The organism is Paenibacillus sp. S02, assembly GCF_019454065.1.
Classification (GTDB): Bacteria; Bacillota; Bacilli; order Paenibacillales; family Paenibacillaceae; genus Paenibacillus; species Paenibacillus polymyxa_B.
The window spans coordinates 4,260,904-4,274,415 of sequence record NZ_CP073682.1; the positions used below are offsets into that span (position 1 = coordinate 4,260,904).

General features: G+C 47.0%; 13 protein-coding genes. All 13 read right to left on the bottom strand.

Annotated elements, in window-relative coordinates; translation table 11 throughout:
• Positions 1–15 precede the first annotated feature (15 nt).
• Entirely contained in the window at positions 16–1,032 is a 1,017-nt protein-coding gene (moaA, locus tag KAI36_RS18895) for a GTP 3',8-cyclase MoaA (RefSeq protein ID WP_220025716.1), read from the bottom strand.
• A gap of 37 nt (positions 1,033–1,069) precedes the next feature.
• Positions 1,070–1,303: a MoaD/ThiS family protein gene (locus KAI36_RS18900; RefSeq protein ID WP_220025717.1), complete on the bottom strand. Its 234-nt coding sequence runs from the start codon at positions 1,301–1,303 to the stop codon at positions 1,070–1,072.
• Positions 1,296–1,739: a molybdenum cofactor biosynthesis protein MoaE gene (locus tag KAI36_RS18905; protein ID WP_028542280.1), complete on the bottom strand. Its 444-nt coding sequence runs from the start codon at positions 1,737–1,739 to the stop codon at positions 1,296–1,298. Before KAI36_RS18905 ends, KAI36_RS18900 begins: the two co-directional genes overlap by 8 nt.
• 85 nt (positions 1,740–1,824) lie before the next feature.
• Entirely contained in the window at positions 1,825–2,844 is a 1,020-nt protein-coding gene (locus KAI36_RS18910) for a ThiF family adenylyltransferase (protein WP_220025718.1), read from the bottom strand.
• Positions 2,837–3,991, bottom strand: a complete 1,155-nt coding sequence (locus KAI36_RS18915; protein WP_025718066.1) for a nitrate/nitrite transporter — start codon at positions 3,989–3,991, stop codon at positions 2,837–2,839. The genes KAI36_RS18910 and KAI36_RS18915 overlap by 8 nt, the downstream gene beginning before the upstream one ends.
• A gap of 166 nt (positions 3,992–4,157) precedes the next feature.
• A complete protein-coding gene (locus tag KAI36_RS18920; protein ID WP_220028169.1) occupies positions 4,158–4,688 on the bottom strand; it encodes a hemerythrin domain-containing protein in 531 nt (176 codons plus the stop codon).
• Positions 4,689–4,710: 22 nt separating this feature from the next.
• Positions 4,711–5,358, bottom strand: coding sequence for a response regulator transcription factor (locus KAI36_RS18925; RefSeq protein WP_023989699.1), 648 nt, complete (start codon positions 5,356–5,358; stop codon positions 4,711–4,713).
• Positions 5,359–5,365: 7 nt separating this feature from the next.
• On the bottom strand, positions 5,366–6,430 hold the full coding sequence (locus KAI36_RS18930) for a PAS domain-containing sensor histidine kinase (RefSeq protein ID WP_025718072.1): 1,065 nt from the start codon (positions 6,428–6,430) through the stop codon (positions 5,366–5,368).
• 1 nt (position 6,431) lies between these two features.
• Complete coding sequence (locus KAI36_RS18935) at positions 6,432–6,884, bottom strand: GAF domain-containing protein (protein WP_023989701.1); 453 nt, start codon at positions 6,882–6,884, stop codon at positions 6,432–6,434.
• A gap of 45 nt (positions 6,885–6,929) precedes the next feature.
• Positions 6,930–7,613: a respiratory nitrate reductase subunit gamma gene (narI, locus tag KAI36_RS18940; RefSeq protein WP_081365995.1), complete on the bottom strand. Its 684-nt coding sequence runs from the start codon at positions 7,611–7,613 to the stop codon at positions 6,930–6,932.
• Positions 7,613–8,179, bottom strand: a complete 567-nt coding sequence (gene narJ / locus KAI36_RS18945; RefSeq protein WP_220028170.1) for a nitrate reductase molybdenum cofactor assembly chaperone — start codon at positions 8,177–8,179, stop codon at positions 7,613–7,615. Before narJ ends, narI begins: the two co-directional genes overlap by 1 nt.
• Entirely contained in the window at positions 8,172–9,749 is a 1,578-nt protein-coding gene (gene narH / locus KAI36_RS18950; RefSeq protein WP_028542275.1) for a nitrate reductase subunit beta, read from the bottom strand. The genes narJ and narH overlap by 8 nt, the downstream gene beginning before the upstream one ends.
• The gene (locus tag KAI36_RS18955; RefSeq protein ID WP_220025719.1) at positions 9,739–13,413 is read right to left on the bottom strand and encodes a nitrate reductase subunit alpha; all 3,675 of its coding nucleotides are present in this window, start codon (positions 13,411–13,413) and stop codon (positions 9,739–9,741) included. Before KAI36_RS18955 ends, narH begins: the two co-directional genes overlap by 11 nt.
• Positions 13,414–13,512: the final 99 nt, after the last annotated feature.

Consider the following 13,512-nt stretch of genomic DNA (forward strand, 5'->3'; position numbering starts at 1 on the left):
TCATGGTATAAAATGTCAGCCGCCAATGTAGGACATGTTAATCTTTTTTTTGTTGTTGGCTGTCTGCTCCGTACGTTCATCGGAATACCGATCTGTGCGTTGTTCCCATACTGAAGTAATCACATCGAGTAATTCCTGGTCATTCGCTCCATTACGAAGCATCTGACGTAGATCAAATCCGCCTGAAGCAAACAAACATGTATAAAACTTGCCATCGCACGATAAACGGGCACGTGTACAAGACGAACAAAACGATTCAGAAACCGAAGTAATAAAACCAATCTGTGCGTCGCTGTCTTTATAACGGTAACGCTTTGCCACTTCTCCAAAGTAATCCCGATCCATCGGCTCCAGCTCGTACGCATTCTTAAGTCGTTCAACGATTTCTTTTTTGGTTAGTACCTTTTTGAAGCTCCATCCGTTGTCATTACCTACATCCATAAACTCGATAAAGCGAAGGGTTATTCCCTGCTCCTTAAAATAAGCGGCCATCGGCAAAATCTCCGAGTCATTAACGCCTTTTTGAACTACCATATTGACCTTGATTTCAAAGCCGATTTCTCTTGCATATTCGATCTGCTTCAAAATAACATCAGGCTTAATCCCCCGCCCATTCAACCGTCCAAATAGCTCGGGGTCCAGAGCGTCCAGACTGACATTAAGCCGTCGTAGCCCCGCGTCATAGAGAGGCTTAGCCTGCTGTCTTAGCAGCACACCGTTGGTGGTCAAGCCGACATCTTCCACTCCGTCAATGGACAGGATTTGGGAGACCAGGTCGGATAGATTCCTGCGCATTAATGGTTCGCCGCCCGTGAGTCGAATCTTTTTTACACCCAGGGATACAAAGAGCTTCGTCAGCCGGTGAATCTCTTCAAACGACAGACATTCATTTTGGGGAAGAAAGGCGTAATCGTCACCGAAAATTTCTTTAGGCATGCAATAGGAACAGCGGAAATTGCAGCGGTCTGTAACCGATATACGCAGGTCACGAATCGGCCGCTGCAACTTGTCTTTCAGTGGATGAAAATTCATACGCCCCCTCCTTTCTAGTTGTTTAGCATCGTTATCATTAGCCGCCGCTGACTGGGGGAATGAAGGCTGCAATATCTCCATCCTGTAATACATCCGTAGACAACGCATACTCCTCGTTTATCGCAATTCGCACAGACTTGATCGGCATATCTGGATATTGATCTGATATCCAATTGGATAAATCGCCTACCGTTTGGCCCGCCAAATCTACCAATTCTTCTGCTTTTCCCGTCACCTCACGGAGTCCCGCAAAGTAGTACAGCTTAATCATGACTGATCTCCCCTGGCTTTTTCTTTTGATCTCCGACCCACTGCGTTCCATCTTCCCAAATCTCTCGTTTCCAAATAGGAACTATTTCTTTGATTCGTTCGATCGCGTATTCATTCGCCTCATACGCATCCGAACGGTGAGGTGAAGAAACGGCAATGACAACGGCGATATCACCGATTTGAAGCTCGCCAATGCGGTGCGCGATCGCCACTCGCGTTCCTTCCCATTTCTGTTCGATTTCGCGACCAATCTCTGCGAGTTTTTTTTGAGCCATAGGGACATAGGCCTCATAAGCAAGGTATAAGGTCCGTACGCCTTGAGTCCATTCTCGTACGTGCCCTGTAAAAATAGTCACCGCTCCTGCTTCCGGCCTTAGGACATAATCCGCATAAGCCTGCGGGATAATGGGCTCCGTCACAATTTCAAATACACTCATCTTTTCCACCTTCCAGCCACCGGACAAGCCACTCTCCGGTGACAGACTCTTTTAAATGTTTCTGCTTTTTGTATCTATATCTCATTTAACCGAACAGCTGATGATATAGTTTTTGACCGTTGGCAACACTCCGTACACCGTGTATGAGAAGTCTTCCGTTTTTGAATAAAATCATTCGATGCTTAAAAGCATAAAATTCAACGAAATAAGGGGTTCTTTTTACACGATCTGCCATAAGCCTGCCCATTTTCTCTGCATCATCAAGCGTGATCGGACGATGTGGGTCTGGAAGAACCTGTACCACGTTCCGTCCGCACAGAGCCGCATACGCCGAGCGACGTGATGCTGTTAGTGCAGGAAACGTAGGATGCTCTCCACAGGTTGGACATTCTTGGTTACGGATGCGGGAAATCCCTATGTCCATCTGCGTGTTCTCCCATAGATCAAATAGATGAACCTTGCGGCGCATCTTATCACGTCTGCCGCTCAGCCACTTCATGGCTTCTGCACATTGGAGGGCTGCTGTCACCTGGACTGCAGGCGAGATGATTCCAGCCGTATCGCAGGTCTGATTGATCGCAGGCAGTGATGGCAGAAGGCAGCGTAAACAAGCTGACTCGCCCGGCACGAATGGAAAAACAACGCCTGTGCTTCCAACACAGGCTCCATAAATCCATGGAATTCCTGTCTTCAGTGCAGCATCGTTGATAAGCAGACGAGTTTCGAAATTGTCCGTAGCATCCATCAGCAATATACTTTTGCTGGCAAGTTCTTGAACAAGCTCGGCATCCAAGTTATCGAGATATGTGTGCAACCTCACGTCTTCTCGTATGGCTTTCAGCCTTTTTTCGGCTGCCATAACCTTAGGTTGCATTTCCGCGGCGTCCTGCTCCGTAAACAACTGCTGACGTTGCAGATTCGACACCTCTACATAATCCCTGTCAACAAGATGAAGCTCCCCAACGCCCGCTCTTACCAGTGTTTCGGCAATGGCGGAACCCAGTGCCCCGCAACCGATAATGGTGACGACAGCAGCGGATAAATTACGCTGCCCTTCGCCACCAATAGGTCTAAATAAGATCTGTCTGGAATAACGTTCATTCATTAGATTGTGTCCCTTGATAATACAGCCATATAACGAGGATCAGGCTAGCCAGCGCCACTTGGGAGAGTAGCATGAATCCAATGGAATATTGGCCAGTAGCGGCATGAATCGTCGACAACAAGATCGGAGGGAAAAAGCCACCGAGGCCGCCCATCATGGATACAATTCCGTTAACTATGCCTGCCTGTTTATTAAAATAAAATGGAACTAGCTTGAAAATGACGCCGTTCCCCATTCCAGCGCATACAGCGATCGCCAAGCAGCCTACTGTATAAAGGGTAATCCCTGGTGAAAAAGCCAAAAGAATCGCAGCGACCGTATAAACAGAGAACGTGCCTACCAGCAGGAACAGGGGCTGAAACCGATCCGCCAGCCAGCCACCGATGGGACGGAAGAAAGTGGCAATCGCTATGAAGCCTGCTGTACGCATCCCTGCATCCACTTTAGTCAGCTCAAAATTCGATACCAGGAAATTCGGCAAGTACACTGTGAACGCTACAAATGAGCCAAATGTAATAAAATAAAAGAGCGAGAAAAACCAAAGCTTTTCATTTTTGTAAACCCCTTTGATCTGTTCCATAATGGGCGTCTTTACTTTAGCTTCATGACGGTCCCCTAAGAAGAAATTCAAAACGATAAAAACAAGCAGCAAAATGAGATACAGCTTCACTGTAGGGGCCCAGCCAATTTGAGTAGCCACAATAGGGGCCGAGAAGGTAGTGACGGCTGTTCCCAAATTTCCAATGCCATACATTCCATTTACAAACCCATGCTTTTCCTTTGGATAATACTTCGGCAGCGAAGTCACCCCAACCGAGAACACAGCTCCTCCAATCCCAAGGAACAAGCCACCGATAATTAAATCCATCATCGTAGAAGCTTCACTGATATAGTAGACGGGAAACAAAAGCAAAATAAAGCTAACGAGAAAAACGATTCTTGCTCCGAAGATGTTGGCATAATAACCAAGCGGAATGCGCAGAATCGAACCAAGCACGACCGGAATTGCCGTGACCATGGCCAATTTTCCGGGTGGAATAGCAATATCCTCCGTAATGAACGGCATAAGAGAAGAAATGATAACCCATACCATGAATCCAAGAATCAAGTTCAATGTTTGTAACGGCAACTGCATTTTTCTAATCATTTAACTCACCTTTTCAACGTTTTTTCTGTCGAATTATTGATTTGAATTTTCTGTCCCCATTGTAGCCGCTAGCCCATCCATTCGAATATAGGGGACTCCCCTTTACCTGGCAGGGGACTCCCTGAAAATATAAAAAGCCGCTTCTATAGGAAGCGGCTTGGTCAATTCAAGAGATAAGCGTATTTAATTGGTCACATAACTTGGTCAGATCATTCCGATTGATCTGTTGCTCTGCCATAGGAAAAAGTACGGCTTCCTCTTTTATAAAATGTACAGTCAGGACTTCGAAGGCCTCCCCCGCGTTCTTGGTCGCCTCTCGAATCTCATCAAGCGTGAGCAAACTCAGATCGCCCTCCGTCTGATAAAGAAAATGATCGATATAGCCCTCTATTTCACGGTGCTCCTCCTGTATACCGACGAGTGGTCCCTGTTCAAAACCAATGTAGGTTCCTAGCAGAGAAAAGAAGTGTTCTTCTTCCTTTTCGGTATGTTTCTTGAGGGGTACCCTAAAATCGATAATCTGCATTCTCAGCTTTTCCAGTTGCTTGCGGCCTTCTTCCAAATCTAGTATTCTGTGCTGCTCAAACCACAATACAATAGCATGCCATTCATCCATCAGATAGGTTAGATAGCGATGCTCATTTTCAAGAATACGCATGGCAGGTTTGGAAAAGCGCAGTTTCTCATTTTCCAGCACGCGGATTTCCTCCATTCATCGGCTAAAAATCCAGCATTTTTTTCTTTAATGCATATTGGACCAGTTCAGGCCGGCTTCTTAAATTCAATTTCTCCATGATTTTCGCTTTGTTCGCTTCCACCGTCTTGACAGAGATGAACAGCTTTTCCGCAACTTCCTTGTTACCGTAACCTTTTGCGACCAGAGGTAGAATCTCCAGCTCCCGCTTGGACAGGATCTCATAAGGATCTTCTGATTGTGACGTCGTATCTTTTTTGATGAATTCACGAACGAGAGAAGTAGCCATTTTAGGATGGATATAAGTCCCACCCCCATGAATGGTTCGTATAGCAAGCAATAGCTCCTCATCTGGAGCGTTTTTCAAAACGTATCCTGAAGCACCATTCTTTAAAATATGAAAAAGATATTCTTCATCGTCATGCATGGTCAGAATCAGAATTTTAGTATCAGGGTGGTCCTCTTTAATCTTGCCTGTAGCGATCAATCCACTTTCGCCTGGGGGCATGCTGAGATCCATGATTAGAATATCCGGACGATATTTAGCTACCATCGTATACGCTTCAATGCCATCCGCAGCCGTTCCGACAACCTCCATATCCGATTGGAAGTTCAAAATCATGGAAAATCCGCTTCGTACAATAGCATGGTCATCCGCTAACACAATTTTGATCAAGTCTCTATTCCTCCTCTTGGCCAATCGGAATTTGTAAAAAGACTTTGGTTCCCTGACCAACATTTGAAAGGACGCCAAAACTTCCACCTACCAACTCTGCTCGCTCCTGCATGCCATATAAACCTAATCCCGTTCCAATAGGCTTGCTCCCCTTTTCAAAGCCAATTCCATCGTCCTCTACAGTCAAACGAAGTGTATGATCGTGCTCAGTCAAAGAAACTTTAACCATATCTACCTGGGCGTACTTCAAGGCATTGAGAACAGCCTCCTGGCAGACACGGTAAATGACCGTTTCCTTTTCACTTCCATATCGCTTTTGGGAAAGATCCGACACAAATTCAACTACTAGACCAAAGCTTTGTTCAACCCTCTTAAAATGGGAGCGAAATGCCGCTTCAAGCCCAAAATCATCAAGTGTAGCGGGGCGTAATTCCACAGACAGGTTGCGGATATCATCCAACAATCGCGTCATGGATGCTTCAGTCTGCTTCATGTTTTTGATGAGCTGTTCATCATTCGTCATGTATTTTAACACCCGTAGTTCAACAACCGCGCTCATCAATTCCTGGGCCACACTGTCGTGCAGTTCCCTGGAAAGCCGTTTGCGCTCATTTTCCTGCGCTTCAATGACATGCTTCATCATTTTGTTTTGATACAATTTTTCCTGCGTCTGAAATTGCGGAGTCAAGTCTCTCAACATCAGCACCCGTGTTCCATGTTCAGAATCAATGGTGTGAAAAGAAGCCGCATAGGGAACCATTCCGTTGCTCTTCGTTTCCAGATACACCTGAAAAGAAGCGAAATCCTTGGATTCTGGCATATTGAAATAACAGTCAAGGCAGGTACGGGGCTCCGTTTCGCTTGTATAGCCCCTGCATGTTCCACATAAAGCTCTTTCCTTCCCTTCATAGAGTTGAATGAGGACGTCATCGCCCACAATCTCCTCTGCTGCCGGATTCATGGCTAGGGTATTCCCTTGCCTATCAAAAAAGAAAATGGCTTCCGTACTGTTCTCAAACAACTTCACCATTAGCGCACTCAAAGAGCCAGTCCCTAAAGACAATGTCAATTCACATCACTTCCTTCCCGTTCAACTCTCCAATTCCCCTATGCGCCAAGGCTTCCAAATCACGCATCATGGCTTCGGTCATGAGCTGTTCTTCCCGAAATCCACCAAGCAGTACGCCCGCGACGCGAGCATCATTCCATAGGGGAACAGCCCCGAGACTCTTGAGCTTCTCGGATTGAACGATCGGATAGTTAAACAGGTTGTCTGCCCCCACATATTGATAAATAGATGGAATGAAAACGGATTTCCCGGTTTTAAACACGATTCCTGCTATGCCCTTACCGGATTGCAGCACAATCCGCTTAAAGCGATCATTTAAATTACCGGCTGCATTTTTCCATTTAATTACGTATTGATATTCGGCCGGTTCAACCAGAGCAAGCGCCATGAAATCATAACCGAAATGTTCGCGTATTCGCTCAAGCTCCCTTTGATAATCCATCCTATTATTCATCGCTCTCTCCTAATAGAATTAGGAAAGAAGGCAGAGCCCGCTTTCCTAATTCGATTTATGTCTTCTGTAAAGGATATAACTTCTGCGCACATAATTCAACGGAACACTCCACACATGTACAAGCCGGGTAAACGGCCAGAATGCAAAAATCGCAAAGCCCATAAGTATATGAAGCCTGAAAGACATCGGTACGTCTCTCATCAGAGTCGGGTCAACACGGAATATGAATAAACCGCGGAACCAGATCGAGATCGTCTCCCGATAATCGAATTCCGGCTGTACCGCATTCGTTACGAGAGTCGCGAACATCCCCATGCATACAATGGCCAAAAGCAATACGTTTACAATCAAATCAGACGCTGTACTTAAACGGCGCACATTGCGTATTGTAAAACGACGAGAGGTAAGAATCAACATACCGAGGAATGTCATCGCTCCAAATATTCCACCAACATAAACTGCTCCAATATGATACAGATGATCGTTTACACCCAGTGCATGCATCCAGGTTTTTGGTATGCCCAGACCGGATACATGACCCATAATAACCGGGATAATACCCAGGTGGAATAAGAGACTTCCGATCATCAATTGTTTTTTTTCAATAAACTCACTTGATTTTGCTGTCCAATTGAACTGGTCGTTTCTATAGCGGAAAATATGCCCTACAATAAAGACGACCACGCACATATAAGGGAAAATAACCCATAAAAACTGCTCTAGCATCATCATTGCGCGGCTGCCTCCTGTTCTACGCAAACTTTAAGCGTTTCGCGCAGTCCCTTCACCAAATGAAAATACGGGCTTTCCATTTTTTCCAGCGCTTTAAGCAAATGATATGTGCCGTCTTCCAGGATCGCGATTGGCATGCGGAAGTTTTCTGTCGTCTTCGGATCTTGTGACCATTCGGCGGCATACAAAAATTCACACATGAGCGGAAGGTAATCTGGCAGCTCTCCATCTGGCATTTCAAGACCATACATCTCGTATAGCACCTTTAACTTGACCAACATTTGTCCCCGTTCTTTTGCATCTTCGAATTTAAAGTAAGTCATATATAGTGCACAATTTTTTTGAAAATCAAAGGTTTCTGTATACATTTCCTGAATCTCTTCCATACTGAACTCTTGCATAAGGGACCAGTAGGTGTTCGCATACGTATATGCCGGATGGTTTGGATCAAACGATGCTTCCAGAAAAGCCGGATGAAAATCCAGCTTTTCCGGGTACATGAGTTGTTGGGCGAAAAACCCGAATGATGGCTTGCATTCATACAGCTTCGCTACATTAATCACGCCAAATACCCCCGTAGAAGTTTTCTTCATACATTTCTTTGCCCGTTTTCAAGGGCTCTTCCATCCCCATTGAACTTGCCATACTACAGCCGTCACATCCAGAGCCTGAACCCATATTTCCCATGGTATCGCCGTAACCCGCAGATCCTTGAGCCCGGTACGGATTCGAATATCCTTCTTTATGCGATGTCGGAATGACGAAACGATCCTCATACTTGGCAATCGCCAGAAGTCGATACATCTGCTCGGTCTGCCGCGGTGTCATGCCGATGCGCTCAAGACGGCTTTCATCGAAAGATTGTCCTGTGGACTGGGCACGCATATAGGAGCGCATCATAGCCATTCGCTGCAAGGATTCCTTCACAGTTTGCGTGTCGCCCGCCGTCAGCATATTGGCAAGGTACTGAATGGGGGTGCGCATCTCTTCGATAGCCGGAAAGATCATATCGGGATTCTCAATCGAGTCTTTCCCTTCAAAGTAATTCATGATCGGACTAAGTGGTGGCACATACCACACCATAGGTAATGTGCGGTATTCCGGATGAAGCGGGAATGCCAGCTTGTGCTCAATGGCAAGCTTGTAGACCGGCGAGTTCTGCGCTGCTTCGATCCAGTCCTCCGAGATACCGTCTTTTCTCGCTTGAGCAATCACTGCCGGATCACTTGGATCCATGAACAGGTCGCACTGCGCTTTGTAAAGTTCTTTCTCATCCTGCGTAGAAGCGGCCTCAAGCACCCGATCCGCGTCATACAGCATAACGCCGAGGTAGCGAATTCGTCCTGTACATGTCTCGGAGCAGACTGTCGGCAGGCCAGCTTCCACACGCGGGAAACAGAAGGTACATTTTTCCGCTTTGTTCGTCTGCCAGTTAAAGTACACTTTTTTGTATGGACAGCCCGTCATGCAATACCGCCATCCGCGGCAGGCTTCCTGATCGACGAGCACGATTCCGTCCTCGTCCCGTTTGTACATGGCGCCCGAAGGACAGGACGCGACACAGCTTGGATTTAGGCAATGTTCGCAAAGCCGTGGGAGATACACCATGAACGACTTCTCAAAGTTAAATTTAATCTCTTCTTCGATTTTCTGAATATTGGGATCAAGCGGACCGGTTACATGCGCACCCGCCAGGTCATCTTCCCAGTTTGGCCCCCACTCCAAATCCATTTTTTCACCTGTTACCGCAGAATGCGCGCGTGCCACAGGTGAATGCTTCTGTTCTCCGGCGTTGGTCAGTTGCTCGTAATTGTAAGTCCAGGGCTCATAATAATCTTTCATTTCCGGCATGTCTGGATTGTAAAAAATCTTACCCAGTGCTATCTTGGACAGCTTGTTGCCTGACTTCAGTTCCAGTTTCCCTTTGCGGAGCTGCCAGCCCCCTTTATATAATTCCTGGTCTTCCCAGCGCTTCGGATAACCGATACCTGGTTTGGTTTCCACATTGTTAAACCACATATATTCCGCACCTTTGCGGTTCGTCCAGGTTGTTTTACATGTCACGCTGCACGTATGACAGCCAATACATTTATCCAGGTTCATGACCATGGCAATTTGAGCTTTAATCTTCAAGCCAGTTAACCTCCTTCATTTTACGTACCGCAACGTACACATCACGCTGGTTGCCGATCGGACCATAATAGTTGAATCCATAACTAAGCTGAGCATATCCACCGACCATCTGGGTTGGTTTGAGATGAATTCTTGTCGGTGCGTTATGACTACCGCCGCGTGTATCCGTGATTTCGGAGCCTGGCACTTGAATGTGCTTATCCTGAGCATGGTACATGAACATCGTTCCTCTTGGCATCCGGTGGCTGACAACGGTCCGGGCGGTTACGACGCCGTTACGGTTGTATACCTCTACCCAGTCATTGTCAGCAAGATCATGTGCCTCTGCGTCTTCGTTGTTGATCCACACCGTAGGACCTCCGCGAAACAGTGTCAGCATGTGCTGGTTGTCCTGATAGGTGGAGTGAATATTCCATTTACCGTGCGGTGTCAGATAACGAAGTACAAGTGAATCTTGCCCGCCTTTTATTTCCCGGTCGCGAGGGCCGAACACCATCGGCGGCAAAGTCGGTTTGTAGATCGGCAATGATTCCCCAAATTGTTGGAAAATCTCATGATCAATATAGAAATGCTGTCTTCCCGTCAAAGTACGAAACGGAACGAGACGTTCAATATTCGTTGTAAATGGTGAATAGCGGCGTCCCTTCTTGTTCGATCCAGTGAATACCGGTGTCGGTATAACTTCACGCGGCTGTGCCGTGATACTTTGGAAAGTGATCCTTTCCGCTGCCCGATCGGCCGAGATGTCTTTGAGTTCCACACCGTGAAGCTCTTCTGCCTGCTCATAAGCCTTTTGCGACACCCGTCCATTAGTCGCGGATGAAAGGTGAAGAATTGCATTGGCCACTTGGCGAGCTGTCTGGATTTTGGGCAGCCCATCTTTAATGGACTCATCGTAATAAACTCCGTTCAACTTTTTCATTTCCTCATATTCGTCCGCTACGGAGAAGCTGACGCCATGCGCACCTGCTTTCCCAGTAGTCAAGTTAGGACCGAGTGAGATAAATTTATCGTGAATTTTAGTATAATCGCGTTCGATGATGCTGAAATTCGGCATGGTTTTACCCGGAGTCGCTTCAATCTCGCCCTTCGTCCAATCCTTTACAAGACCCATCGGCTGTGAAATTTCGCCTATACTATCGTGTGCGAGCGGCGCGGTCACAAGGTCTTTATATGTTCCTGGCAGGTACTCTTTTGCCATATCCGAAAAGACTTCGGAAAGCTGGCGGTAAATATCCCAGTCCGCGCGGGATTCCCACAGTGGATTAACAGCCGGATTAAACGGGTGCACGAAAGGATGCATGTCTGTTGACGACAAGTCTGTTTTTTCGTACCAGGTTGCCGCCGGAAGCACGATGTCCGCGTACAATGGAGTTGTTGTCATCCGAAAATCAAGTGCAACCATCAAATCAAGCTTTCCTTCTACATCTTCTCTCCAGACGATTTCCTCAGGCTTCTGTTCCTCATTCGGCCGGGCAAGCAGGGCATCAGATGCTCCGAGTAAATGTTTCATAAAATACTCTTGTCCCTTTGCCGAACTGGAAATCAGATTTGACCGCCAAACAAAAAGTGAGCGCGGGAAGTTCTCGGCTGCCCCAGGATCTTCTACAGCGAAGCGTGTCTTACGTGATTTAATCTCTTCCACAGAATGATTAATGATTTCCTCGTTGGACTTCTTGCCTAATTGCGCAGCTTCTTCGGCGAACAGCAGACTGTTTTTATTAAACTGTGGATAAGAAGGCAGCCAACCCAGACGCGCTGCGAGCACGTTGTAGTCTGCTGGATGTCTGTAACTGACATCTCCGCCAATCGGTGACTTCAAGGTGTCTGTTCCACTTTCTTCGTAACGCCACTGCTCTGTTGCAAAGTAGAAAAACGATGTAGCATTTTGCTGTCGAGCCGCCCCTTGCCAGTCTTTTGCAAAGGCAATCGTTGACCAGCCTTCGATCGGGCGGAGCTTTTCTTGACCAACATAATGCGCCCAGCCTCCACCGTTTACACCTTGGGAAGCAGTCAACACGACAAGATTCAAGATGGACCGATAGATCGTGTCACTATTGAACCAGTGATTGATACCCGCACCCATAATAATCATGGAGCGCCCTTTAGTATCGATAGCATTTTGAGCAAATTCCCGAGCAATCTGTACCACAACAGACGCCTTCACACCTGTGATCTTCTCCTGCCAGGCAGGGGTATAATGCGAAGCTTCGTCGTAATAATTTTTGGCGTTATGAGGGCTGTCATTGCGTGCGACACCGTACTGGCTCATCATCAAATCGTACACGGTTGCTACGTAACGTTCCGAGCCATCTGCCAAGCGTACTTTTTTGGCCGGAATTACACGTTTGAATGTTCCATTACCCGCGTTATCAAAGTAAGGGAATACGATTTCTTCCCATTGCTCACCATGACCTTCCACAGTGAGTGCGGGCTCAACCTTTGTTCCGTCTTCCCGCTCCAGAATCAGGTTCCATTTCTTATCCTGCTCCCAGCGCTGTCCCATCGTACCGTTCGGGACCAGCATTTCCCCCGCCGCTTCGTCATATATGACCGGCTTCCAGTCCGCATGCGGCGAAGCATCGCCCAGGTCACTCGCCCGTAGAAAACGTCCACCTTTCCAGGCTCCTTCGTGTGGATCAAGCAGAATCATAAACGGCATATCCGTATATTGTTTGGCATAGTTAATGAACATCGGTTCTTGGCGATCTTTGTAAAACTCATCCAAAATAACATGCGTCATAGCCTGGGCTATGGCAGCATCTGTACCCGGATGTGGTGCAAGCCAATTGTCAGCGAACTTCACATTCTCCGCCAAGTCGGGAGCCACGGATACGACTTTTGTTCCCTTATATCGTACTTCCGTCATAAAATGAGCGTCTGGCGTCCGGGTAAGCGGTACGTTCGATCCCCACATAATCAGGTAACCCGCATTGTACCAATCAGAAGATTCCGGTACATCCGTTTGCTCACCCCAAATTTGAGGAGATGAAGGCGGAAGGTCGGCATACCAGTCATAAAAACTCAACATCTGTCCACCGAGAAGCGAAATGAATCGGGCTCCTGAAGCGTAGCTTATCATTGACATCGCCGGAATTGGCGTAAAGCCCGCGATCCGGTCGGGACCATACTTACGAATGGTATAGATGAGTTGCGCCGAGATCAGACGTAGGACATCGTCCCAAGCGACACGGACATGACCGCCTTTTCCACGAGCTGCTTTGTAGAGCTTGGCTTTCTCCGGATCTTCCACAATGCTTGCCCATGCTTCCACCGGATTGGCATGTTCCTGAATGGCTGCCTGCCAAAGCAGCAACAGCTTACCGCGCATATAAGGGTATTTCACGCGTAATGGACTGTATTCATACCAGGAAAATGTAGCCCCACGCGGGCATCCGCGCGGTTCAAATTCTGGCATATCTACACCGCAGGAAGGATAATCGATCTGTTGATTCTCCCAAGTGATGATGCCGTTTTTCACAAAAACCTTCCAACTACAGGAACCGGTGCAGTTCACTCCGTGAGTCGTCCGAACCACTTTGTCGTGAGACCAACGCTGACGGTACACGTTTTCCCATTCTCTATTTTTTTCCTCAAGGATTGACCAATTTCCCGAATAGCTTTCGATCGGTTTAAAAAAGTTGAGGTTGTATTTCTTTTTCATCGATGACCAACACTCCTTTTTAGAAAGAATCATCCCAACGCAAGTTCCAAGGGAAGACTCATTCGCTTACTCTCATTATGTAATTCATTCATCTCTGTT